Origin of the sequence: Paenibacillus nasutitermitis (assembly GCF_014641075.1) — a bacterium.
In the GTDB taxonomy this organism is placed as follows: domain Bacteria; phylum Bacillota; class Bacilli; order Paenibacillales; family Paenibacillaceae; genus Paenibacillus_Z; species Paenibacillus_Z nasutitermitis.
This window is the reverse complement of sequence record NZ_BMHP01000002.1, coordinates 885,512-909,827: the sequence shown is the minus strand read 5'-3', so window position 1 is coordinate 909,827 and position 24,316 is coordinate 885,512. Positions and strand designations below refer to the sequence as shown.

The 24,316-nt window shown below is 49.8% G+C and carries 29 protein-coding genes and 1 tRNA gene; all 30 read left to right on the top strand.

Annotated elements, in window-relative coordinates; genetic code table 11:
• Window positions 1–191 precede the first annotated feature (191 nt).
• On the top strand, window positions 192–509 hold the full coding sequence (locus tag IEY46_RS14340; RefSeq protein ID WP_188992672.1) for a hypothetical protein: 318 nt from the start codon (window positions 192–194) through the stop codon (window positions 507–509).
• 244 nt (window positions 510–753) lie between these two features.
• A complete protein-coding gene (locus tag IEY46_RS14335) occupies window positions 754–1,362 on the top strand; it encodes a genetic competence negative regulator (protein WP_188992671.1) in 609 nt (202 codons plus the stop codon).
• Window positions 1,363–1,624: 262 nt separating this feature from the next.
• On the top strand, window positions 1,625–2,881 hold the full coding sequence (locus tag IEY46_RS14330; protein WP_229750293.1) for a Glu/Leu/Phe/Val family dehydrogenase: 1,257 nt from the start codon (window positions 1,625–1,627) through the stop codon (window positions 2,879–2,881).
• Window positions 2,882–2,920: 39 nt separating this feature from the next.
• Window positions 2,921–3,616, top strand: coding sequence for a glutamic-type intramembrane protease PrsW (prsW, locus tag IEY46_RS14325; protein ID WP_188992669.1), 696 nt, complete (start codon window positions 2,921–2,923; stop codon window positions 3,614–3,616).
• Between the two features lie 138 nt (window positions 3,617–3,754).
• Window positions 3,755–3,910, top strand: coding sequence for a hypothetical protein (locus tag IEY46_RS14320; protein ID WP_188992668.1), 156 nt, complete (start codon window positions 3,755–3,757; stop codon window positions 3,908–3,910).
• A gap of 120 nt (window positions 3,911–4,030) precedes the next feature.
• Window positions 4,031–5,365, top strand: a complete 1,335-nt coding sequence (gene ypeB, locus IEY46_RS14315; protein WP_188992667.1) for a germination protein YpeB — start codon at window positions 4,031–4,033, stop codon at window positions 5,363–5,365.
• A 108-nt stretch (window positions 5,366–5,473) separates the two neighbouring features.
• Window positions 5,474–6,127, top strand: a complete 654-nt coding sequence (locus IEY46_RS14310) for a flagellar brake protein (RefSeq protein WP_188992666.1) — start codon at window positions 5,474–5,476, stop codon at window positions 6,125–6,127.
• Window positions 6,128–6,229: 102 nt separating this feature from the next.
• Window positions 6,230–6,436, top strand: coding sequence for a hypothetical protein (locus tag IEY46_RS14305; protein WP_188992665.1), 207 nt, complete (start codon window positions 6,230–6,232; stop codon window positions 6,434–6,436).
• A gap of 134 nt (window positions 6,437–6,570) precedes the next feature.
• Window positions 6,571–7,272, top strand: a complete 702-nt coding sequence (cmk, locus tag IEY46_RS14300) for a (d)CMP kinase (RefSeq protein ID WP_229750292.1) — start codon at window positions 6,571–6,573, stop codon at window positions 7,270–7,272.
• A 3-nt stretch (window positions 7,273–7,275) separates the two neighbouring features.
• Entirely contained in the window at window positions 7,276–7,854 is a 579-nt protein-coding gene (locus tag IEY46_RS14295) for a lysophospholipid acyltransferase family protein (protein WP_188992663.1), read from the top strand.
• Between the two features lie 107 nt (window positions 7,855–7,961).
• Window positions 7,962–9,296: a 30S ribosomal protein S1 gene (gene rpsA, locus IEY46_RS14290; RefSeq protein ID WP_188992662.1), complete on the top strand. Its 1,335-nt coding sequence runs from the start codon at window positions 7,962–7,964 to the stop codon at window positions 9,294–9,296.
• Between the two features lie 148 nt (window positions 9,297–9,444).
• On the top strand, window positions 9,445–10,050 hold the full coding sequence (locus IEY46_RS14285; RefSeq protein ID WP_188992661.1) for a YphA family membrane protein: 606 nt from the start codon (window positions 9,445–9,447) through the stop codon (window positions 10,048–10,050).
• Window positions 10,051–10,067: 17 nt separating this feature from the next.
• Window positions 10,068–10,991, top strand: coding sequence for a YIEGIA family protein (locus IEY46_RS14280; protein WP_229750291.1), 924 nt, complete (start codon window positions 10,068–10,070; stop codon window positions 10,989–10,991).
• Window positions 10,984–11,169: a capping complex subunit for YIEGIA gene (locus tag IEY46_RS14275; protein ID WP_188992660.1), complete on the top strand. Its 186-nt coding sequence runs from the start codon at window positions 10,984–10,986 to the stop codon at window positions 11,167–11,169. Before IEY46_RS14280 ends, IEY46_RS14275 begins: the two co-directional genes overlap by 8 nt.
• 184 nt (window positions 11,170–11,353) lie before the next feature.
• Window positions 11,354–12,676 carry a ribosome biogenesis GTPase Der gene (gene der / locus IEY46_RS14270; RefSeq protein ID WP_188992659.1) on the top strand — a complete coding sequence of 441 codons (1,323 nt, stop codon included), beginning with the start codon at window positions 11,354–11,356 and terminating at the stop codon, window positions 12,674–12,676.
• A gap of 199 nt (window positions 12,677–12,875) precedes the next feature.
• Complete coding sequence (plsY, locus tag IEY46_RS14265) at window positions 12,876–13,469, top strand: glycerol-3-phosphate 1-O-acyltransferase PlsY (RefSeq protein ID WP_188992658.1); 594 nt, start codon at window positions 12,876–12,878, stop codon at window positions 13,467–13,469.
• Between the two features lie 9 nt (window positions 13,470–13,478).
• Window positions 13,479–14,516, top strand: coding sequence for an NAD(P)H-dependent glycerol-3-phosphate dehydrogenase (locus tag IEY46_RS14260; RefSeq protein ID WP_188992657.1), 1,038 nt, complete (start codon window positions 13,479–13,481; stop codon window positions 14,514–14,516).
• Window positions 14,517–14,660: 144 nt separating this feature from the next.
• Window positions 14,661–14,942 carry a stage VI sporulation protein F gene (locus IEY46_RS14255; RefSeq protein WP_188992656.1) on the top strand — a complete coding sequence of 94 codons (282 nt, stop codon included), beginning with the start codon at window positions 14,661–14,663 and terminating at the stop codon, window positions 14,940–14,942.
• 140 nt (window positions 14,943–15,082) lie between these two features.
• Window positions 15,083–15,301 carry a DUF2768 domain-containing protein gene (locus tag IEY46_RS14250; protein ID WP_373288807.1) on the top strand — a complete coding sequence of 73 codons (219 nt, stop codon included), beginning with the start codon at window positions 15,083–15,085 and terminating at the stop codon, window positions 15,299–15,301.
• A gap of 132 nt (window positions 15,302–15,433) precedes the next feature.
• Window positions 15,434–15,730: a 2Fe-2S iron-sulfur cluster-binding protein gene (locus tag IEY46_RS14245; protein WP_188992655.1), complete on the top strand. Its 297-nt coding sequence runs from the start codon at window positions 15,434–15,436 to the stop codon at window positions 15,728–15,730.
• A 21-nt stretch (window positions 15,731–15,751) separates the two neighbouring features.
• On the top strand, window positions 15,752–16,351 hold the full coding sequence (locus IEY46_RS14240) for a nucleotidyltransferase domain-containing protein (RefSeq protein WP_188992654.1): 600 nt from the start codon (window positions 15,752–15,754) through the stop codon (window positions 16,349–16,351).
• Window positions 16,348–16,692 carry a 2Fe-2S iron-sulfur cluster-binding protein gene (locus IEY46_RS14235; protein ID WP_188992653.1) on the top strand — a complete coding sequence of 115 codons (345 nt, stop codon included), beginning with the start codon at window positions 16,348–16,350 and terminating at the stop codon, window positions 16,690–16,692. The genes IEY46_RS14240 and IEY46_RS14235 overlap by 4 nt, the downstream gene beginning before the upstream one ends.
• A gap of 57 nt (window positions 16,693–16,749) precedes the next feature.
• Complete coding sequence (locus tag IEY46_RS14230; RefSeq protein ID WP_188992652.1) at window positions 16,750–17,478, top strand: YphF family lipoprotein; 729 nt, start codon at window positions 16,750–16,752, stop codon at window positions 17,476–17,478.
• A gap of 347 nt (window positions 17,479–17,825) precedes the next feature.
• Window positions 17,826–19,304 carry a stage IV sporulation protein A gene (gene spoIVA, locus IEY46_RS14225; RefSeq protein WP_188992651.1) on the top strand — a complete coding sequence of 493 codons (1,479 nt, stop codon included), beginning with the start codon at window positions 17,826–17,828 and terminating at the stop codon, window positions 19,302–19,304.
• Window positions 19,305–19,474: 170 nt separating this feature from the next.
• Window positions 19,475–20,623 (top strand): sugar ABC transporter substrate-binding protein, encoded by a 1,149-nt coding sequence (locus IEY46_RS14220; protein WP_188992650.1) that lies wholly within the window; start codon window positions 19,475–19,477, stop codon window positions 20,621–20,623.
• A gap of 42 nt (window positions 20,624–20,665) precedes the next feature.
• Window positions 20,666–22,180, top strand: a complete 1,515-nt coding sequence (locus IEY46_RS14215; protein ID WP_229750290.1) for a sugar ABC transporter ATP-binding protein — start codon at window positions 20,666–20,668, stop codon at window positions 22,178–22,180.
• Window positions 22,177–23,163, top strand: coding sequence for an ABC transporter permease (locus tag IEY46_RS14210; RefSeq protein WP_188992649.1), 987 nt, complete (start codon window positions 22,177–22,179; stop codon window positions 23,161–23,163). The genes IEY46_RS14215 and IEY46_RS14210 overlap by 4 nt, the downstream gene beginning before the upstream one ends.
• A gap of 273 nt (window positions 23,164–23,436) precedes the next feature.
• Entirely contained in the window at window positions 23,437–23,712 is a 276-nt protein-coding gene (hbs, locus tag IEY46_RS14205) for a non-specific DNA-binding protein Hbs (RefSeq protein ID WP_188992648.1), read from the top strand.
• A gap of 167 nt (window positions 23,713–23,879) precedes the next feature.
• Window positions 23,880–23,956, top strand: a tRNA-Pro gene (locus IEY46_RS14200).
• 81 nt (window positions 23,957–24,037) lie between these two features.
• Window positions 24,038–24,259: a trp RNA-binding attenuation protein MtrB gene (gene mtrB / locus IEY46_RS14195; RefSeq protein WP_188992647.1), complete on the top strand. Its 222-nt coding sequence runs from the start codon at window positions 24,038–24,040 to the stop codon at window positions 24,257–24,259.
• Window positions 24,260–24,316 lie beyond the last annotated feature (57 nt).

Below are 24,316 nucleotides of genomic sequence, written 5' to 3'. Positions count from 1 at the left end.
TGGGGTGTTTGAATGTCCATTGAATGGAATGATTCACAATGAATCGGCGTAATTCAGTCCAATCATTGTAACATACTGATAACGGAATGACAGCCGCCCGGTTGGGTCAAACTATACTTGAATTCAGGAAGTCTTGAGCCCGCTCTTAGCTCGGGGCACCAATCACCTGATCAGTCAAAGGAGGCTTACCGATGAAGTGGAGCAGCTTTTTACTCGGCAGTTTTGCAGGGGTGGCATTATCTGTTTATGCCGCCAAGAAACGTCCTGGAATGTTTGCCTGGGCAAGCTCTGCGGCAGGAGAAGTTTGGGGCGGGATGAAGGGTAAGGCAGTCGATGCCGTGATCAACCGCAATATCGGCTCGGACCGCGGGCATAAAGCATCCAAGCATGCCAAGCCCACCCAAGAAAAAACAGGCGAAAACTGGGTTCAAATTGAGGAGCTGCTGAACCAGGAACCCCGTGCCAAGCAGCAAGTGGAAGAGATTATGGAGGAAGCGGCAAAGCATTAAAAATTGAATCGTTTGATCGTCTGATTACGTATATATGGAGACGGTCCGGCGATTCTTTTTTTATGTGTTCATAAGTAGCATTCCAATCACAGACATGCTAACATAGTTACATAGCACGATTTAATCACCAATCAGCGCGCGCTTCATACGCTGTTATAACCAATAATGCCGCGTTTGTGCGCTTTCGAAGACGATTTTGCTCCGCAAAAACGAAGCAGATGCTTTCGAGAAGGGGGATCCTATCATGAAAATCGAACGACTCAATCAAGATAAAATACGTATTTTTCTGACGTTCGACGACCTGCTGGAGCGTGGGATCCAGAAGGAGGACATGTGGCGCGAAATTCCGAAGGTGCACGAGCTGTTCAGCGAGATGATGGATCAGGCTTATAATGAACTCGGATTTGATGCGAGCGGTCCGCTTGCTGTTGAAGTATTTGCGCTCCCGGCACAGGGAATGGTCGTCATCGTCACAAGAGGCAAAGTAAATCTCAAGCCGGAAGAACGCTCATTGGAGGAAGAGGACCACGATGAGGACGTTTACGAGCTTGAAGTCACGCTTGAGCAAAGCGATATCGTTATGTATGCTTTCCGGGACATCGAAGATGTCATTGCCGTCTGCAAGCAAATCATGGCGGCCGAAATAACGGAAGATGGACGTTTATATTCCTATAACGGCAAATATATGCTTGTCCTTGAATCGGAAGGGCTGGAACTTGCGCGCTATCACGCGGTCATTGCCCTGCTTGCCGAATACGGGGAAGCGACATCCGTCACAACGGCCATACTCGAGGAATACGGCAAAGTGATTATGCCCGCCAAGGCGGTTTCCGAAATTTGCACTTATTTTTAAAATAAACCTTTCCAAGCATCTGCAGCGGTTCTCTTTTCCGTTTGCACGATGCTTTTTTTGTTTGATAGCGAATCAATTTCATAATTGCATATTCAGCTTAATCTTTCACAATTGTTGATTGTATAACTCCAACAAACCTATATGTAGTGTAAATTAAGCGGTTTTTTTCTAGTTATGAAATTGATTCACCCTCTCCGCCTTTTCGCATAGCACGGTCCATTACCGTTCATATTATGGAATGAAAAGGTGGTGGCGTTTATATATGACGGATACAATGTCAAGTAAAAATGATATGCTGGCATCGACGCAGACCGTGATCGAGGATGCGCTTCGCAAGCTGGGTTACGATGAGCAAATGGTTGAGTTGCTCAAAGAGCCGATGCGTCTTCTTACAGTACGGATTCCTGTACGCATGGACAATGGAAAAACGCGCGTGTTTGTGGGATACCGGGCTCAGCACAATGATGCGGTCGGACCTACAAAAGGGGGCGTCCGTTTTCATCCCGATGTCAACGAGAATGAAGTCAAAGCCCTTTCGATTTGGATGAGTCTGAAATGCGGAATTGCGGACCTGCCGTTTGGCGGTGGAAAAGGAGGCATTATTTGCGATCCACGCCAAATGTCCTTCCGTGAGCTGGAAAGGCTAAGCCGCGGATATGTCCGTGCGATCAGCCAGCTGGTCGGTCCGACCAAAGATATTCCCGCACCGGATGTGATGACCAATTCGCAAATTATGGCCTGGATGCTGGATGAATACAGCCGGATCCGCGAATTTGATTCACCCGGCTTCATTACCGGAAAGCCGATTGTGCTCGGCGGTTCTCTGGGACGTGAAACTGCGACGGCACGCGGAGTGGCGATTATGATCGACGAGGCTCTCCGGGTCAAAGGCATTCAACTGAACAATGCGACGGTGGTCATTCAGGGCTTTGGAAATGCGGGGAGTTTCTTGGCGAAATTCATGAATGATGCCGGTGCCAAAGTAATAGGTATTTCCGATGTGAACGGAGCGTTGTATAATAAAGAAGGGCTGGATATTGATTCACTGCTGGATCGCAGGGATTCCTTCGGTACAGTGACGAATCTGTTCCGTGAAACGATCACCAATGAAGAGCTGCTTCAGCTTGAGTGCGACGTTCTTGTGCCCGCAGCAATTGAGAATCAGATTACCGTGGATAACGCCGAGAAGATCCGGGCGAAGATTATCGTGGAAGCGGCCAACGGGCCGACTACGATGGAGGCCACGCGAATCGTCACCAGCCGCGGCATCCTTCTGGTGCCGGATGTGCTGGCAAGCGCGGGCGGTGTCATTGTGTCCTATTTTGAATGGGTTCAGAACAACCAGGGTTATTACTGGTCCGAATCGGATGTGGTCAGCAGGCTTCAGCAAATGATGATCCGCGGATTTAACCAGGTACATGACCTGCACCTTGCCCGCAAGGTAGATATGAGGCTTGCAGCCTATATGGTTGGCGTACGTAAGATAGCCGAGGCTTCACGTTACCGCGGCTGGGTTTAAGAGAGCAAGATAGACACCAGGAGGTGACAGACGAGGGAGATGCTGCTTTTTTCCATATTAACCGGAGCGGTTGCGCCCGGAATTTCACTGCTGACCTATTTTTATTTGAAGGACCGTTACGATACCGAACCGATTCATATGGTACTGCGGGTATTTCTTCTCGGTGTCGTTGTGGTGCTGCCTATTATGGTCATCCAACGAGGCTTGACCCTCCTTTGGGGCGATCATCCTTTCCTGTTTGCATTTGTCATTTCTGCAGGTGTGGAGGAATTGGTCAAGTGGTTCGTGCTTTATCATATTATTTATAATCATACGGAGTTCGATGAGCCTTATGATGGAATTGTATATGCGGTCGCCATTTCGCTTGGATTTGCGACACTTGAGAATGTGCTGTATGCGGTATTTCAGCCAGCCTCCGTGGGAACGCTGATTTTCCGCGCGCTTCTGCCCGTTTCGGGACATGCTTTGTTCGGCGTCACGATGGGGTATTATCTGGGGAAAGCGAAATTCGCCCCCAAAAAGTCGAGCGGCAAATATATTTTGCTGGCTGCTGCTATTCCGGTAGCGGAACATGGCGTGTATGACTGGATTATGGGCTCCGGCACCACATACTGGGTATGGTTTATCGTGCCGCTGATGATTTATTTGTGGGTGAAAGGAATACGTAAAATGAACCGGGCAAACGCCCGGTCACCGTTCGCGCTTCTTGTGCGGGAGGAAGAGATTAAATTATAGCTTCTCTGTCTATAATAGGACTATAAGGTACGACGGGCTCCGCCACATTTAATATTAGATTTACTTATATTTTCAGAAGGGAAAGACGGGTAGCCTCGAATAAAGGCGATCGTTTTTTCTTTTTGACGGGAGGAAAAAATGATCACGGCCAGGGTTAAAGTGAGAATTCGCTGCAAACTATGCGGAGAGAAATTTGTGCTTCGCGGACGAAAGGATAATGACCGCATCGACACCGGCTTCAAGCAATGCCTCTGCAACAACGAACATGATTTTGAAGTGGAAGAGGCTCTTTAGAAAAGCGGTACCGAAAAAGGAATACCTCGTGTACCAAATGTGTTTAATCTTTATGCATAAAGCTCCTTCCTGCAAACCAAACTAACACCAGGTTTTGCATACGAAAGGAGCTTTTGCCTTATGTACCGTCGATTAAGCGCCGTGTTGTTCCCGGTAATGACGCTGTTTTTTATCGGTTCGATTTATTGGGGCTACCAGGAGCATCAAGAGAAGAATTCGGTTTTGATCAAAGCCGAGAACCAGTACCAGCGGGCCTTTCATGATTTGACTTACCATGTGTCGCAGCTTCACAGGCAGTTAGGCAATACGCTTGCCGTCAATGCCGCTTCACAAGGCTATCAACGCAAGGGGCTTGTTAATGTATGGCGTCTAACCAGCGAAGCGCAGAACGAGATCAACCAGCTACCGCTGACGCTGCTGCCGTTCAACAAAACAGAGGAGTTCCTCTCCAAGATCGCAAACTTCTCCTATAAAACATCTGTAAGGGATTTGACGAAGCAGCCGCTGACGGATGATGAACACAAAATGCTCAAAACGCTATATGCGAACTCCGAGCAGATCTCCAAAGAATTGAACACCGTGCAGGATAAAGTGTTGGCAAAAAACCTGCGCTGGATGGATGTTGAAGTCGCGCTGGCGTCCGAAAAATCGACAAATGACAACACCATCATTGACGGGTTCAAAACGGTTGACAAAGAAGTCAGCGAATACCCGGAAATCAACTGGGGGCCATCGGTTGCCAGCATGTATCAGAAAAGAACGATTAATATGCTCAGCGGCCAGATGAAATCGCCCGAAGACATCAGAAAAATCGCAGCTGATTTCATGGGGATACAGGATCCGAACAATATCAATGTGGTGGAGAATGGGAAAGGCACGGAATACGAGTCGTATTCCGCTACAATAGAGCTGCCGAATATGAACAATCCGATTCAGATGGATTTTACGAAAAAAGGCGGCCAGTTGATCTGGTTCGAGAATCCCCGCACGATTGGCAAGCAGGCGCTTCAAGCGAAGGAAGCAAAAGCCAAGGCAAAGGAGTTTCTGGAGCATCACGGCTATAAGGGAATGAAAGCCATAAATTACGACCATTACGATACGATATCCGTGTTCACCTTCGTAGGTTCTCAGGACGGGGTTCTGATCTTCCCCGACAAGCTAACGGTAAAGGTTGCTCTGGATAATGGGGAAACGGTAGGGCTTCAAGCCTCGGATTACGTATACGAGCATCATAACCGAAAGATACCCAAACCTAAGCTTACGCTGGAGCAGGCAAGGGCTTTATTGAATCCTGATTTCCAGTCGAAATCGCAGCAGCTTGCCTTGATCAAAAGCGATTTGGGGGAAGAAGTGCTTTGTTACGAGTTTGTCGGTAAAATCAATAAAGGGGTTTACCGGATCTACATTAATGCCGAAACAGGAATTGAAGAAGCTATTGAACAGATGCCCCAATAGAAGATAGGACATGCGAACTTATGTTGCATGTCCTATTTCTTTCGTTACCGCACCTCTCGCCCATTTCTGGCACGCTATGCTATAATTTAGAAAAATGGGGGGACGATCATGCTGCCGAAAGTGAATCAGTTTCTGTATCTTCAAGTTGCCTCTTCCGATGAAGAAGAAGCGAACATAGAATACAAATCAAGGGTATCGGATGAACAAGAGGACGAGCTCCTTATCGATATCCCGATCCTTGAGAGGACGGGGCGGTACAAGCGGCTGTTCCTGGGAGACGAATTATCGGCATATTTCATGACCGGCGATGGCGTCAAACATTACTTCAACTCACATGTGCTTGGTTTTAAAGAGGACGTCGTCAAAATGATCCGAATTCGCAAGCCGGATCCGCAAACCATCACGAAAGTCCAGAGGCGGCATTTTCTTCGTGTGGCGGCGGAACTGGAATTGGCAATCAAGATGTCGGAGCAGGTCCGGTTTATCGGTGTGACCGATGATGTGGGGGGCGGTGGTATTTCGTTTCTCGCCGATGGCAAATGGCCAATAACGGAAGGGACCACATTGGATTGCTGGCTGCTTGTGCCTTATCGCAACGGCAGCCTGGATCATGCCCAGTTCAAGGCAGAGGTAGTGCGGGTAAAAAGGACAGAAACGGGCAAGGTTCAGGTAATGGCTAAATTTTCAGGTATTACGGACGGGGAAAGACAGAAAATTATTCGTTTCTGCTTCGAGCGCCAGCTGGATATCCGAAAAAGCTGATCATTTTAGGACGAAGGCGCATAATGACAATTGCGATATGAAAAACTAACCTCAGACTTCCATACTGTTTTTTCTGCAGTATACAAAGGAGAGGCGCATTTCATGAAGCTTTGGCAAAAAATGACTGGCAACAGGCGCGACAAACGTTTAAAGGGGGTTGAACAGTTATCCGATGAAGTCTCGCAAGTGCTCAAAAAAATGATTATTACATTGCTGGTCGCTCTGGTGATCAGTCAGCTTGCGCTGCAGATTCCGCAAGTGCGGATGTGGGTAACAGGCGTGGATCGGTTGGAAGGGACGCCCCTCTGACACGACTCGCGTTCTTTGCATCTTCAAAACCGCTGTGGTATAATTTCTACTATCGCAGGCAGAGCCTGCTTTTTTCTTGATGATCAGAGCATGGGATGAAAACCGCTAACGGCTCTCAAGGAGGTTGTACACCGTTGAGCAACAATGGGGGACGCTGTAGCGACCGCATTAACGTAGCGATTGACGGACCTGCCGGTGCCGGCAAAAGCACGGTGGCACGCAAGGTTGCCGAACAACTCGGCTATGTTTACATCGACACGGGAGCCATGTATCGTGCCGTAACGCTCGCCGCCAATCGGGCGGGGATCGATCCGGGTGAGCAGGACAGGCTCAAGGAGCTTGTGGAAGTCCTGAATATTCGCCTTGCTCCTGGTGAGAACGGTCAAATGGTATTTCTGAATGAGGAAGATGTAACGTCTGAAATTCGTTCACGTGATGTAACGCAGCATGTATCACAGGTGGCTTCGCATGAATCGGTACGTATCCGGTTGGTGGAGCTGCAGCGGCAGCTAGCCGCGGCAAGGGGCATTGTTATGGATGGCCGCGATATTGGCACCCATGTTCTGCCGGACGCCGAATTGAAAATATTCCTTACCGCAAGTGTGCATATCAGAGCACTCAGAAGGTATCAGGAATTGAAGGACCGCACAGGAGTCTCGCTGGAGCAGCTGGAAGCGGAGATCGCAGGACGCGACCTGAGCGACGAACAGCGTGAAATATCGCCGCTTGTTTGTGCGAAGGATGCGATACGTATCGATAGTTCGGAGCTTACCATTGAACAAGTTGTTGCACTTATTCAGGAATTAGGCCGAACCAAACTGGCGGAGGCGAAGTAAACTATGCTATATCGGGTTTGCCGCCGAGTGCTTCGTATCCTGTATGCTTTCTTGTTTCGGTTTGAAGCAAGCGGCTTGGAGAACATCCCGGCCACAGGGGGAGTCATACTCTGCTCCAATCATCTGAGTTTGCTCGATCCTACTACGGTAGGCACAAAGGTTAACCGTAAGGTACATTATATGGCAAAAGCGGAATTATTCCAGATTCCTTTATTCGGTCCTTTTATCCGAAAGCTTGGCGCATTCCCGGTTAAACGCGGCGGTGTCAGCAAGGATGCCATACGTTCTTCCATCAGCCTTCTGCAGGCAGGCGGCGTCATGGGGATTTTCCCGGAGGGAACCCGCAAAGCCGCTGCTACTGATATGGGGAAGAAAGGCGCCGCTATGATTGCCATGCGGAGCAAAGCGACCATTATACCGGTGGCGATTGTCGGCAATTACCGCATCTTCCGCAAAATGAAGATCCGTTATGGGAAGCCGATCGATATTACTGCCTTTATTGAGGATCCTGGCTCTGACGTTCTGGAGCAGGTCACCGAAGCCATTATGAAGCGAATTCGTGAAATGGTTGCGCACGGATAGGGTTTTAGTTGTATAATTAAGTTTTAGATGGTGCGTCAGGCTGCTGTTTCAATGTCGCGGGCGTGCGTTTAAATAAAGTTGGGGTATGAACTGAGGAGGTTTTTCAAATGTCAGAAGAAACAAATGTGCAAGAAACCGCTGCTGCGGAAAATATCGAATCGCAAGAAACCGCTGCTGCGGAAAATATCGAAAATGGGCAACCTGTTGCTGCAGAATCGGCTGAAAATGCCGAAGCAACTGAACAAACGGAAAACCAAGAGGCACTGGATAACTTTGTGTCTTTGAAGAAAGGCGACTCCGTAAAAGGTACTATCGTCAAAATTGAGGATAACCAAGCTTATGTTAGCCTTGGATATAAATATGACGGCGTTATTCCACTTCGTGAGCTTTCCTCGATCCAGATTGAAAGTGCAGCTGAAGCCGTTGAAGTCGGCCAAGAAGTTGAACTTAAAGTCGTCAGCATTGACGATGACAAGGAAAAACTTGTGCTTTCCAAAAAACTGGTTGACGGCGAAAAAGCTTGGGATGAGCTTCAAAACCGTTTCGATCAAGGCGAAGTGTTCGAAGTAACCGTTGCCGATGTAGTCAAAGGCGGATTGGTTGCTGATGTTGGCGTGCGTGGATTTATTCCCGCTTCTATGGTGGAACGTCATTTTGTAGAGGATTTCAGCGATTATAAAGGCCGCACATTGCGTGTCAAAGTCAAAGAAATCGATCGCGAGAACAATAAAGTGATCCTTTCCCAGAAAGAAGTGCTGGATGCCGAATTCGAGCAAAACAAACAAGAAGTTATGAACGCGATTCAAGTTGGCCAAGAAATTGAAGGCACCGTACAGCGCCTTACGCCATTCGGCGCGTTTGTAGATATCGGCGGTATCGATGGTCTGGTTCACGTGTCTGAGCTTTCCTGGCAGCATGTGGCGCATCCGAAGGATGTTGTGTCGGAAGGCCAAACCGTTAACGTAAAAGTACTTAAAGTGGATCCGGCTGCCGGCAAAATCAGCTTGAGCATGAAAGCCGCCCAACCAGGCCCTTGGGAATCGGCAGATGGCCAATTCAAAGCAGGTGACATCGTGACGGGAACGGTCCGTCGTATCGTCAGCTTCGGCGCTTTCGTGGAAATTGCCCCGGGCGTTGAAGGTCTTGTGCACATTTCGCAGCTTGCTCACCGCCATGTAGCCACTCCTAATGAGGTGGTAACGGAAGGCCAGGAGGTTCAAGCGAAAGTGCTTGATTTCAATCCTTCTGAAAAACGCGTAAGCCTCAGCATCAAGGAAACAGAAGAGGCTCCGGAACAACCTGCTTCACGCCCAGAGCGTTCTTCATCGTCGCAGCGTTCGCCTAAGGTGGAGCTTAATAACCCGAATGTCAGCTTGAGCAACGAAAGCATGAGCTTTACACTGGCTGAACGTTTTGGAGATAAACTGAAAAACTTGAAATAGTTCGTTCATATAGTACCACGATATGAACAGCCGTTTGACGGGCCATGGCGCCGTCGAACGGCTTTTTTTGTTGCATACGGATTTGGGAACAAGATTAGGTTTGCCTGCCGGAGCGCATAATAGGACAGTCGAGAGAGGGAGGATAGTCTTGAATGAAGGGTTTATCGCATGCTGGTTTGCCTTCATGCTGCTGATCTTATATATGACAGGGTGGAAGGAGCAGGTAGCAGACGGAGTATCGCGTCGTGTGCTTGCGGTTTTTCTGCTAGCGGTCTTCGTTCTTCACGATTTATGGCTGCCGCTCGGCAACCATTTGATCCTTCAGGCTAGTCTGATCGCGGCAGTCGGAGCGGCGATTTTGTCAGTTGCAGACTGCAGGAATGCCGGTCTTGTCGTGTCCATGCTGCTTAGCAGCCTGTTTGCAGGAATGAGCTGGACATGGGCTCGTCTGATGTACCGGGCAGACCCTGTTTTTATTGGTTTGCATCCAATATGGGATGGTCCTTTGCTGGCTGGAATAATAGGAGGTTTGCTGCTCGAGCGTTTCCGTCACCAGTTTACTTTGATCGTATTTGCAGCGCTCATGGCGTTTGTGCTGATTCCTGTCCGAGCACCAGGCGGAGATATGGTTTTGGGTTCGTGGGGATGGTGGGACGCCTTTGCGATCGCACTGCTTGCCGCAAGAGTTACTACCCTGTTGAAGGAATTCATGAGAGGGTTGTTTCATAAAGCCAGAAGGGGACGATTCAGCTAAAGGGGGATTGTAAAACCATGTGGGAACAGATGAAATTTGGTCAGCCGCATCATATTTTAATCGGGATTCTACTTGGCATCGTATTTGGTGTATTTTCCCGGATGTTGATGCTGCGTACCGATTACCGGCAGTACCCGACTTATCCACATGGGCGTATTATCCATATTTCTCTCGGCGTAATTGCTTCTGCGCTGGGGGCAGTCGCCGTACCGGCTATGTATAACAAAGATTACACGGCAATCACCTTTTTGACACTTGCCGCCCAGCAATTTCGCGATGTCCGTAAGATGGAGCGCGATACGCTTGATAAAATCGACAGTCTGGAGCTCGTTCCACGGGGTGCAACCTATATTGAAGGCATTGCCATGGTGTTCGAGGGACGAAATTATCTTGTTATTTTGACCTCCTTGCTGACAAGTTTGGCGGCTATCGGATTGGGCCCCTTGTTTGGCGTTCTTGCAGGGACCCTCTCTTTCGTCCTGGTGTGGGTGCTCAAATCGGGAAAAAATATTTCACATATCGCACAGGTGGACAATGCAGCTTTAAGAATTGACGGTCCTGATCTTTATGTCGGGGACATCTATATGATGAATGTTGGACTTGCAAGCAACCAGAAGCTGATCGCGCAGCGAGGGGTTGGTATGATATTGACCCCCTATAATATCAATGGCATCGCCACGCTCAGCAACCTTGGCCAGCGACAGGCGATCCTCTTCGATTTGTCCACGATTCTTGGCGTATACCGTGATGACGGGGAGCCTGCTCTTGTGCCTTTAGCCAAGCTGGATATGGAGAATGGGCGGTTGGCTGTTTTTATGCTGCCTCAGGATTTGGACCCGCATAAGGCGCGGGCAGTAGCTCTGAAGGTGCCGATCCTGGAATCTGCGGTTCGGATGCCAAGCGAAGCAAGTGTAAACCGCAAGGAGGGCAAACATGGCTAAAATAGTGGCAATCGTGACGGTTCACAAGGAAAGAATCGACGGAGGTGCCCCCATTTTTATCGAACCCGACATGGATAAACGGGAAACGACAGCATTCTTGCTGGAAAAGATTTTAGACGCCAGCGCCCATGATTTGAAGAATGGAACCATCATTTTAGTGAACCATCGCCATGAATGAAATGTTAGCCAAGCGGGGTGTTTTTTGCTATGATGGTAGGCGTGAGTAAATATAAGCACGTATAACCCTCTCTTATACATAACTTATATTTGTGAAGAAACGGATAGGATTTATTCGTTGCATATACATTGCGAATACGCGGTGAAAAAACAAAATGGAACTCATATTATGAAGGAGTGAAAACATGGCAAAACCCATTATCGCCATCGTTGGGCGGCCTAACGTGGGGAAGTCTACGATATTTAACCGCATCATCGGCGATCGGTTAGCGATTGTGGAGGACAAGCCGGGCGTTACTCGGGACCGTATATACAGTTCCGGGGAATGGAACGGCAGAGCCTTTAGTATCGTGGATACCGGAGGCATTGAAATTGACGGCGAAGATGAAATCATGAAATCGGTCCGTATGCAGGCGGAGCTGGCTGTTGAGGAAGCGGACGTTATTATTTTTATGGTGGATGCCAAAGATGGATTGACTCATGCGGACGATGAAGTGGCGCAGATGCTGCTGCGATCACGCAAACCGATTGTAGTGGCCGTGAACAAGGTTGACAATTTCAACCGTCACGATGATATTTATGAGTTTTATAATTTAGGGTTCGGCGATCCGATCGCAATATCGGGTTCTCACGGAATGGGGATCGGCGATTTGCTGGATGCTGCCGTCGAGAAGCTGCCGGAGCTCGTCGAGGATCATTACGAGGAGGATGTCATCCGCGTTGCATTGATTGGACGGCCGAATGTCGGCAAATCCTCGCTCGTGAATGCGCTGCTTGGCGAAGAACGCGTCATTGTCAGCGAGGTGGCGGGAACAACGCGCGATGCGATCGATACCCCGTTTGAGCGCGACGGCCAGAAATATGTGCTGATTGACACAGCAGGCATGCGCAAACGCGGCAAGGTTTATGAAACAACCGAGAAATACAGCGTTATGCGGGCGTTGAAAGCGATTGAACGCGCAGACGTGGTGCTGGTGCTGATCAATGGCGAAGAAGGCATCATTGAGCAGGACAAGCATATTGCCGGTTATGCGCATGAAGCGGGAAAGGCTTCTGTTTTTGTCGTCAACAAATGGGATGTCGTCGATAAAGATGAAAAAACGATGCAGCAGTTTACCCAGAACATCCGCGATCAATTCTTATTTATGAGCTATGCGCCGATCGTATATTTGTCCGCCAAAACCAAGCAGCGCTTGCATAAGCTGCTGCCGGTCGTTGTTCATGTTTCGGAGCAGCATGCGCTTCGCATTCAGACTCATTTGCTGAACGATATCGTATCGGATGCAATCGCTATTAATCCGCCTCCTACGGACAAGGGCAGACGTCTGCGGATCAATTATGCGACACAGGTGGCAACGAAACCGCCGACTTTCGTGCTGTTCGCCAATGATCCGGAGATGATGCATTTCTCTTATGAGCGTTATCTGGAAAATAAAATTCGCGGCGCCTTCAATTTTGAAGGGACGCCGATTCGTATTTATACACGCCGCAAATCCGACGAGGATTAATAATTGCTTGCCTCACAGTCACGATTGAAGTAGCAAGGTATGGCGCTTTTTCTGAATGGGAGATTTTCGAAAAGGCGAAGCCACCACGAATCCGTCTGTCCTTCATACGTTGTATTAACTGGGGGACAAGTGTGCGGAGCCCTTAGAGCTCCCCGACTTCGGGGATCGGGGGTAAGAAATTTGTTGGGGAGAGAAGAACGTGTTCACAGTCATCGCGGTTCTTATAAGCTATTTATTAGGTTCTGTTTCATTCAGTATTCTGATCGGCAAATGGGTTAAGGGCATTGATATCCGCAGTCACGGCAGCGGCAATGCGGGAGCTACCAATACCTTGCGGGTGCTTGGCAAAGGTCCGGGAATTACCGTGTTTTTGCTTGATATTGCCAAAGGGGTCGTTGCTGTTTGTTTGGGTATGCTGATCGTTGGTGACGAGTGGACGCCCGTTCTATGCGGATTGGCAGCGATTGCCGGGCACAACTGGCCGATCTGGTTCCGTTTCAAAGGCGGCAAAGGAATTGCCACAACTGTAGGCGTAATGGCGACACTGGCTTTGGTGCCTTGTCTTATCGCCGGAGTTATTGCAATCGCCGCCATTGTCCTGACCCGGTTTGTATCGCTGGGTTCTTTGCTTTTTGCATTGTTGACCCCGGTAATCGTATTGATCATGGGGATGCCGATGGCCTTGTTCTGGGCAGCATTCATTTTATGTATATTTGCTTTTGTCCGTCATCGCAGCAATATTGTCAAGCTGCTTCAAGGCAATGAAAATAAGCTTGGGGCCAAAAAAGGGTAGGAGGCGCATATGACGAACCGGAAAGCTGCTGTTCTTGTTGCCGGGAGCTGGGGGACTGCTCTGGCGGCTGTCCTTGCCGACAATGACTACCACGTCACAATGTGGACCCGCAATCCCGTGCAGGCAAAGGAAATCAATGAGGAGCATCGAAACGGCAAGTTTCTCCCTGATGCGGTATTGCCGCCGGGTATAGTCGCCTCTACGAATATGGAGCAAGCGCTTTTTGGAGCGGAACTTGTTCTGTTTGCGTCTCCGTCGACTGCTATGCGGGAGGTTGCCAGACAGGCAGCTCCATTCATCAAGGAAGGGACGCTTTGTGTCCATGCCACGAAGGGGTTTGAATCTGTCAGCTTTAACCGGATGACTACGGTTTTGGCCGAAGAGCTGCAGATCGATCCCAAACAGCTTGTTGTGCTGTCCGGACCAAGCCACGCAGAAGAAGTCATCGGCAAGCAGCCGACGACAGTCGTGGTGGCTTCGGCCTGTCAGGAATCGGCTGAACGTGCTCAGGACGCTTTTATCACCCCTTATTTTCGGGTGTACACCAATCCGGATGTGGTTGGCGTCGAGGTAGCGGGAGCGCTTAAGAATATTATTGCATTATGCGCGGGACTGACCGAAGGACTGGGCTTTGGCGATAATGCCAAAGCGGCGCTGATCACAAGGGGACTTGCGGAGATTAGCCGGCTAGGTACGGCGATGGGGGCCAATCCGCTGACCTTCGCCGGACTTGCCGGCATCGGCGATTTGATCGTCACCTGCACCAGCAGGCACAGCCGGAATTACCGTGCCGGCTCAATGCTCGCCAGCGGACTTGCGCTGGACGATGTGCTGCAGCGTATGGGCATGGTTGTCGAAGGGGTCCGCACGACAAATGCGGCGCGCGAATTGGCAGCCAGCTTCGATGTGGTCATGCCGATTACCGAGCAGCTGTACCAGGTGCTTTATGGGAATAAGCCGCCGCGCAGCGCCGTTGAAGATTTAATGGGCCGCGGCCGTACGCATGAAATGGAAGAAGGAGCCGCCTCCTGGGGCCTACACCAATAAGCCTTTCCCCTCATATGATACGTCGAGAGCTGGCTTTTTGCTTTCGATGTAAGTTTGCATGTGCTTACGAAGCGAGTTTTCTTCGAAAACTAGGTTTATGCTTACGAAGTGAGTTTTCTTCGAAAACTTTGAGGAGGGGAAAAATTGAGCGGCAAAAACAATATTTCCAAAGAAGTCCTTAATGCGGTCAATAAAAAGACAGGCAAACCGATAACGGAAAGTGCTGTCAAGAAGCTTGCGAGCAATGTGACAGCCCATACCATGCAGGATGAGGATGAACTTCGCAAGCTGATCAAATCCGTGTCCGCTATGGCGAAGGTACCCGTCACGGAGCAGACGATCAACGATATTATCGGAGCTGTAAAAAAGAGCGGGATGAATACTTCCAATATGGAAATGCTCATGAAAATGATGCTCAAGAACTAAGGGAGAATTTCGGCGCAATCGAGCGGCGGCAGATGTCGGCCGTTGCAGACCTTGTGCCGGGGTTCTTTTTTTTTGACGAGATAAATCAATAAATCTAAATTGTGCCTGAAAGTAGCAGAGCAAAGACGAGTAATGGTATAATGGATCGAATATGGATGGACAAGGTGGCGAAAGATTCAATGGATCCAATGATGAAAATGTGGGTTTCTTTTGTAGGGATTGGACTTATGGCGCTCGCGGCGGTTCTGGTTACGCTGGCGAGATACAAGACTAAAGGACTGGTTAAAACGCTCGTTTCTTCTGTGGCTTTTTTGTTTCTGATTATTGGCGGGTTACTCGGATTAATTTCCATTACATAAGGATTGTCCGTGTGCGGTCTGATCGCTCTGTTCTTTGGTTGGACCGTGCAGATTCATAAGAAGCCGGATAGTCTTTATCGTCCATAAGATTACGGTACAAATTGCAATGTCGAAAGGATGTAGAGCTTGCATATGTTAGAGCTAAAAGGACTTACACAATCGATACGCGTGGAAGCTGAACCGGGGTTGTCCATCCTGGATATTGCACTGAAACACAAGCTGGATTGGGGTTTTTCCTGCACGCGGGGTACCTGCGCGCGCTGCCGCTGTCTGGTCGTTGAAGGTGGAGAGTATCTGGAGGAGATTACCGACGCGGAATGGGACCGGCTCGAGCCTGAAGAGTTCGATGAAGGCTACCGGCTAGGCTGCCAGGCGGTCGTCAAATCGGCAGACGCTGTCATAAAGGCGGAGAACCGGACTTATTTCTAATGTTGAGGAAGTGTTTTTTCGTTGTCAAATCCCAATAACTTTCACAATGTTTTGTCCAGGATCGCTGAAGCCGCCCGTTCCGCCGAAGCCATCTGGCTTGTTGGCGGGAGTACCGGGCTGATGATGCGGGGAATGGAGCTGGAACGTCCTCCCCGTGATTTGGATCTATACGCAGATGAACAAGATGCCAGACGGCTTCATGAGAGGCTACGGGAATATGCGATTGATCAGCAGGAGCTGAATATAAGCGGTATATATCGTTCTTTGCTCAGTCATTACGTCATCGAGGGTGTGCCGGTAGAGCTGGTTGGCGGTTTCGTTATTCAATCCGGCGAAGACCGTTATGCCGTTCAGGTCTCGGAGGTGCTGGCTCCGCTGCGTTATGTCGTACGGGTTGACGGCTCAGAGATTGGTGTTGTGCCCCTTGCACATGAAATGTGGTTTAATCAGCTGCGCAAGCGGCAAGACCGGATACAAATGATCGCCGAAACGGTTAAGGCTGAGCAGGATCTCCATAAAGAAGCATTTGCGGCTATTGAGAAGGCAAACCGTTTGAGTCCATCCTCGCTCGCTTATATGCATGATCTTATTGGAAATTTGAGAAACGAGGGACCACAATGAATGTTGACATCACGTTTCTGCCTTCAGGCCGTAAGGTGTCCGTTCGACAGGGAACATCGGTGCTGGACGCCGCCAGGCGCCATGGGGTACCGGTCCGGACCAGATGCGATGGAAAAGCCTCATGTCTGATGTGCAAAGTTGTCGCCCACAGCAGCAGCGGCTTGTCTCCTATGCAGGATATGGAACGGCGAAAGCTTGCAGGGCTTGAAGCAGAAGGCACCAGACTTGCCTGCCAGACCCGAATTACCGGAAAGGCGGTTGTGGAACTGCCTGAAGATCCACTTCGTGCGGCGGTCAGAAAGCAGTTAATGCGGCAGGCGGAAGAAGATAAACTTTGGTAGAAGTCAGAACTAGATGACAGTGAAGTAAACAAACAGCTCAATCGTTCAGGAGGCATTATGTTTAAACGTGGAACAAGAGGCGCAGCTGCCATCACAATGATCATGGTCCTGACCGTATTGTTGTCAGGCTGTATGTATCCCGATGCCCAGCTGGATAAGCAGCCGGCTAAGGACGCCATTCTCAATGTGCAGACCGTAATCAACCAATATCAGAAGGATACGGGCTTGCTCCCGATTCAAAATAGCGACCAGACTACTCCTTTATACGAAAAGTATCGTATTGACTTTGCCAAGCTGCAAAGAATGAACTATTTATCCAGCATACCGGAGACCGCTTATGAGAAGGGCGGAACCTATTATTATCTCATTATCAACGAAGAGACGCAGCCGTCCGTCAAACTGATGAATCTGGCAATCTATCAGAAAGCTAATGATGTGCAGGCTGCGCTCAAAACCTATATGAACGGCCATAACGGCGAACTGCCTTCCTCCGGCGAGGCTTATCCGGACTTTATGCGGATCGATTTCAAGAAGCTGGGGATTAAAGAGCCGGCGATCCGCAGCATGTTCACGGGGCAAACGCTATCCACCCTGGCGGATGTCAAAGGCAATGTGTACATCGACTATGGCAGCGACATCATGCAGGCGCTGCAGAAGACGGCTGGCAGCGGTCTGAAGCAGGATCAGGATCTGCGGGAGCTGCTCGCCGACAGCTCGGATTTTGTGCCGGTCAAGTCGCCTGTATACCATCTTGTAAATGGAGAACCGCAAGCGGTGCTCAAATAAACAACTATTCTATGAAGTTTCTCTTATGTCATTCCACTTGGGATAAGGGGGACTTTTTTTGTGCTTCAAGGCATAGTAGCGTTCTTTCTCTCATATATCTCAATCTTGGAAGGGCGAATGCTTAAGGAACGTTATATCAAATCGAAAGATTTCACCCCCAAGTCGTCATAATTGGGACGAACGCGCAATAAGCTATTACTAGTCCAAAATCATGTACGAGTTGCGCCGCTGGCCTGCTTCGTAAAAGGAAGACAGGCGGCGGACAGATGCGGCAACACAGCAGGAGGATATGCGGCAGTAACGGTACGTCCATGTACAGGCGAAATTCGATTGGGAGGGGATATTCAGTGGAGAAAGTGGACATTTTCAAGGACATAGCCGAACGAACCGGCGGGGATATTTACCTCGGCGTCGTCGGTGCGGTCCGCACAGGCAAATCAACCTTCATCAAACGGTTCATGGAGACGGTTGTTCTGCCAAACATCACAAACGACGCCGACCGGCTAAGAGCTATTGATGAACTGCCGCAAAGCGCGGCAGGCAAAACGATCATGACAACGGAACCAAAGTTTGTGCCCAATCAGGCTGTTCAATTGAGGGTAGCTGAGGGGCTTGAAGTCAACATCAGATTGGTGGATTGCGTGGGTTATGCTGTAAATGGCGCGAAAGGATACGAGGACGAAAATGGTCCGCGGATGATTACAACGCCATGGTTCGACGAACCGATCCCGTTTCAGGAAGCAGCTGAAATCGGAACGCGCAAGGTCATCCAGGAACATTCCACTTTGGGGGTCGTCGTAACGACTGACGGAACGATAGCGGAAATTCCGCGCAGCTCTTATGTGGAAGCGGAAGAACGCGTTATTGACGAATTGAAGGAGGTAGGCAAGCCCTTCGTTCTCATCGTCAACTCCACGCGTCCCCGCAGTGACGAGGCACTTCAGCTCCGCAGCGAGCTGCAGGCCAAATACGATATTCCGGTTATGACGCTGAGCGTGGCCACCATGGGCGAGGAAGATGTCATGTCCGTGCTCCGTGAAGTTCTGTACGAATTTCCGGTGCATGAAGTTAATGTCAATCTGCCGAGCTGGGTCATGGTACTGAACGATCAGCACTGGCTGCGCAGCAACTATGAAAATTCGGTCCGCGACACGGTGAAGGATATCCGGCGCTTGCGGGACGTCGATCGGGTAGTTTCGCAGTTCATGGACTATGAGTTTATCGCCAGAGCAGGATTAAGTGGCATGAACATGGGCCAAGGGGTTGCGGAAATCGACCTCTATGCGCCGGATGAGCTGTATGACCAGATCCTGATGGAAGTCGTCGGCGTGGAAATTCGCGGGAAAGACCATTTGCTGCAGCTGATGCAGGAGTTCGCCCATGCCAAACGGGAATATGACCGTTTCGCGGAAGCACTGGAAATGGTCAAAACAACCGGATACGGCATAGCCGCCCCATCACTTGCGGAAATGGCGCTCGATGAGCCGGAACTGATCCGCCAGGGTTCGAGATTCGGCGTGCGGCTCAAAGCGACCGCGCCTTCCATTCATATGATCCGTGTCGATGTGGAATCGGAATTCGCACCGATTATCGGGACGGAGAAGCAAAGCGAAGAGCTGGTTCGATACTTAATGCAGGATTTTGAGAACGATCCGATTAAGATTTGGGAATCCGACATATTCGGCCGCTCGCTGCATTCCATTGTACGTGAAGGCATCCAAGGTAAAATTGCCATGATGCCGGATAATGCCCGCTACAAGCTCCAGGAGACGCTTGGACGGATTATCAATGAGGGCTCCGGCGGTTTGATTGCCATCATTTTATAAGCCATATTCAACAACTGGAGGCACGCGTGAAGCGTGTCTCTTTGGCTGTTTTCACAGATATTGGAACTTTGTCCGCATTCAGGTTATTAATTCCGATTGACATAGTAGGAATCCGTGATATTATAATTCTTATGAAAAATAGATAGAGTTATCAGGAGGAGAAAGAGAAAATGAAACAATGGGGAAAAGCATCAATTTTACTGCTGGCATTTGCTATAATGGTCGTGCTGAGCGCATGCGGCAATAAAGCCAATGAAAACAATAACACTGCGGGCGGTAACAAAACATCCAATCAGGAGGGCGAAACAAACCAGGCAGGCTCACCGGAGCCATCCGATGCCACGAAAAACCTGGACGCTCTCAAAGGCAAGAAAATTGCCCTTATCATGCAGTTCAATACAGGAACATTTTCTTCGCAGTATATTCAGGGCGTGAAGGATCAGGTGACCAAGTTTGGCGGCGAGGTTCAAGTTTTTGCCGCGGATAATGATCTTGCCAAAATGGCTTCCAACCTGGATGCCGCGATCAACCAGGGTTTTGACGGAATTCTGATTGACCATGGACAAGCTGGAGCGCTGGAAGCAGGCGTCAAAAGAGCTGTCGAGCAAAAAATCCAAGTTATTGCTTTTGATGCCGACCTCAAAGTGCCGGAGGTAACCGTGCTCCAGCAGGATGACGCGAAGCTGACGGAAATGACTTTGAACAAGCTGTCTGAAGATGCCGGCGGCAAAGGCAGCATCGTTAAAGTATGGGTTGCCGGCTTTGCTCCGATGGAGCGCCGCAACGTCGCTTATAAAGCTTTCCTTGACAGCAACCCGGATTTCAAGGAGATTGCCGCTTTCGGCAATGCCAACAACCCGGCCATGGATGCCCAGTCTCAAATGGAAGCTGTGCTGAAGAAATATCCGAACAAAGGCGATATCACAGCCGTATGGGCGTCGTGGGACGAATTTGCCAAAGGAGCAACACGTGCCATTCAACAGGCAGGACGTACAGAAATCAAAGTATACGGGATTGATATGAGCGACGAGGATCTTCAACTGATCCAGGATTCCAATAGCCCGTGGGTCGCTTCTGCAGCGGTTGATCCGATTTCAATCGGAAGCGTTCAGGTTCGTTATCTTTATCAGAAGTTCAATGGCGACCAAACCGATGAGACCGTCGTGCTCGAGCCGACTTTGGTGAAACGCGAGGATTTGCCTGCTCTGCCTGAGAAAGTCAATACGACACAGCTCAGCGAGCATGTGGAAGGCTGGGGCAGCAGTGAACAAGGCTACACCGATTTGTTGAAGGAGCTGGAAGCTTCAACTGCAAAATAAACGCTCTTGATGCAGGTGAATGAGCAGACAAGGAAGTGCGGCATGGGGAATACCAGCAGTTTGAAAATGCGCGGCATCGGCAAATCCTTTGCCGGTGTGGATGCACTCAAAAGGGTTGATTTTGAAGTCCGGGCGGGAGAAATTCACGCCCTGCTTGGTGCTAACGGGGCCGGCAAAAGCACCTTGATGAAAATTCTGTCCGGTGCGTATACCGCGGATGCCGGATCTATCGAAGTCGATGGACAAGCCCTTCAGATCATGGCGCCAGGCGATGCCAAGGCGTGCGGGATCCATTGTGTCTACCAGGAGGTCGATACGGCGTTGGTTCCGCATTTGTCCGTGACGGAGAATATTATGCTTGACCGCATATCTTCACCGGGAAGCGCCCATTTTTTGGATTGGAAAGCATTTCACCGGGAGGCGGAGGCGGTATTGAAGCGCCTCGACTCCCCAATCCCGGTACGTAAACGGGTCAGTGAACTGACGCTTGCCGAGAAACAGCTTGTCCTTGTCGCCCGCCTGCTCACCGAACAAGCAAAGTTTGTCATTTTCGACGAACCGACCGCACCGCTCAGCCTGGAAGAGGCTGAGCGGTTGTTCCGTGTTATGAGACAGTTAAGGGACGAAGGGATCGGCTGTATCTTTATTACTCACCGGTTGCCGGAAGTGTTCGACATGTGCGACAGGATCACTGTTATGCGCGATGGCCAGCGTGTTTTCTTGGAAGAGAAGAAAGAGACGGATATGGACGCGGTAATCCATGCGATGCTTGGCCGCAGCTTTGAGCAGGAATTCCCAAAGGCGGAGGCGGCTATCGGACCAGTCGTGCTTGAAGTAGAAGGCCTTTCGGCTGCACGCTCGGTCCATAATGTCAGCTTCGATGTGAAGAAAGGCGAAATTGTCGCCATAGTGGGGCTCGTGGGGGCCGGCAAAACGGAGCTTTCCCGGCTCTTGTTCGGTGCGGATGCCGTGAAGACGGGCACGGTCCGCGTTAACGGCAAGAAAATCAGTCTCTCCCAGCCTGCAGCTGCCATAAACGGTGGTATTGCGCTGGTTCCCGAGGAACGACGCAGTCAGGGAATATTGGTGTCAGAGTCGGTACAGCGCAATTTGAGTCTGCCGATTCTGAAGCTGCTCTCCCGTTTCGGTTTTCTCTCGGGCGCAGGCGAACAGCGCAACGCTTCTTCGATTATTGGCAGGCTGGGCATCAAAACGCCATCCGCTGCACAGAAAACGATGTTTTTAAGCGGAGGCAACCAGCAGAAAGTAGCGATCGGCAAATGGCTGAATGCCGGTGTGGATGTTTTTTTGTTTGATGAACCTACAAAAGGCGTCGATATCGGCGCCAAAAGCGATATTTTCCGGATAATCGGAGAGCTGGCCCAGCAGGGCAGGGGAATCGTCTATCTGACATGCGAATTTGCAGAAGCGCTCGGGATTGCCGACCGCATTCTGGTCATGTATGACGGGCGGCTTGTAGCCTCTTTTCAGCGGGGAGAAACCTCGCAGGAGCAGCTGCTCTACTATGCCAGCGGAGGAGGAGAGCATACAGCATGATCAGCAAACCGATGGATTTTATTTTTAAATACGGCTCCTTGCTCGTCATAGGCATCGTCATCGTGTTTTTCTCGCTCTGGAACGAGCATTTTTTCACGTATAACAACATCACGGATATTTTACGCTCGATTTCGATCGTGACCTTTGTTGCGATCGGGGTGACTTTTTCGCTTACTGTGGACGGCTTTGACCTGTCGGTCGGCTCGACCGTTTCGCTTACGACAGTCGTCTCCGCCGCACTGATGGTCTGGTATGAGCAGCCATTGATTGTCGTCATCGTATTTCCGCTGCTTATCGGCGTTGTGGTGGGCTTGATCAATGCACTGCTGATTGTCAGAATCCGCATACCGGATCTGCTGGCGACCCTGGCTATTATGTATATCGTTGCAGGCGTTCATAAAACGTTCACGAAAGGCTATTCCATTTACAACAATATGCAATTGACGGACGGCTCTACCGCTCCCGGGGTATTCCGTGAGGACTTCCTGTGGCTGGGGCAAGGCAAATGGCTGGGCATTCCGATCCCTGTCATTCTGATGGTCATTGCCGTTGCCGGCGTGCATGTGTTCTTCTCTTATACAAGATGGGGACGCCAGATGCAGATGACCGGAGGCAACGAAGAAGCAGCAAGGCTTTCCGGCGTGCGCGTCAAACGGATACGTACAGCGGCATACATCGCTTCAGGCGTGTTTGCGGCGATCGGCGGGATATTGTTCTCGGCAAGGGTCGGAACTGGTCAAATCGACGCCGGGGGCTCTCTTTTGATGGAAGCGGTAGCGGCGGTATTCGTCGGTTATTCCGTATTGGGAGCGGGGCGCCCGAATGTGATCGGGACCTTCATCGGATCGGTGCTTATCGGGGTTCTGCTTAACGGAATGACGATGATGAATTTGCAGTATTATATCAATGATATTGTCAAAGGATGCGTGCTTGTGCTCGCGCTCGCAGTCACATTTGTACATTTAAATCGCAAAAAAACATAAAAAAACCAGGATCTTAATGGGAAAACTTGCCGTCCCTCTTGAAATTATATAGGCACTGTATTACTATAAATCTGTTCGTCGTACAGTTTGCTGGAGCTGCACACACGCCCGGTTATCAGGTTTAAGGCTGTGGCAAGCTGTCGGTGTCTTTCTAAAAAAGGACAGCGAAATCGTCTGTACGATAACCTGCAGGTATAATTTCTCAGGTTTTGTGTAAAACAGAATGATATTGATGTGCTTATGAAATGATGCACGTAAGGGGAGGTGAAAGAATTGAACAAAACGGAACTGATTGCCAAAGTTGCCGAGTTGACTGAGCTTTCCAAGAAAGATGCTTCCAAAGCGGTTGACGCTGTTTTTGATGCGATCTCGGATTCGCTGCAAGGCGGTGACAAAGTACAACTCGTCGGATTCGGAAATTTCGAGGTGAAAAGCCGCGAAGCCCGTAAAGGACGCAACCCGCAAACCGGTCAGGAGATTGATATCCCGGCCAGCAAAATCCCGACCTTTAAAGCAGGCAAATCGCTTAAAGATCTCGTCTCCAAATAAATAACGCGGCCCATGCCGTTGATAACGCCCGGATGCTTACGGTATCCGGGCGTTTTTCGCGAATTTTCTTGTTGACAATACCTTGCAATTCCAGTAAACTGGGCTTTGCGGTTGAAGGGTGCTGCAATGAAAGCGTCAGTTTGATGCTTGCAATATCCCTGCTAGGGCGGGTGTTAGCTCAGCTTGGTAGAGCGCTACCTTGGGGTGGTAGAGGTCGCCAGTTCAAATCCGGTACACCCGACCATTTATATAACAAACCATAAACTGCTGCCCTTGAGCTTGTTCGTTCAGGAGGCGGTTTTTTAAATTGAAGGAGGACGGTTCTATGAATGATTTGCATGGGGAATATATCGTCGTAAAAGCGAAAGCCCAAGGCGTGCAAGTAATCGGACTCACACGCGGACAGGATACGAAGTTTCACCACACCGAGAAGCTGGACAAAGGCGAAGTGCTCATTTGCCAGTTCACGGATCATACATCCGCTATCAAAATCCGTGGCAAAGCGACCGTTTTGACAAAGTATGGAACCGTCGATACCGAAGACTAATTCTAAAAGCAGGCATAGCCTGCTTTTTTAGTTTGTACACTGTAAGGAGTGCGACCA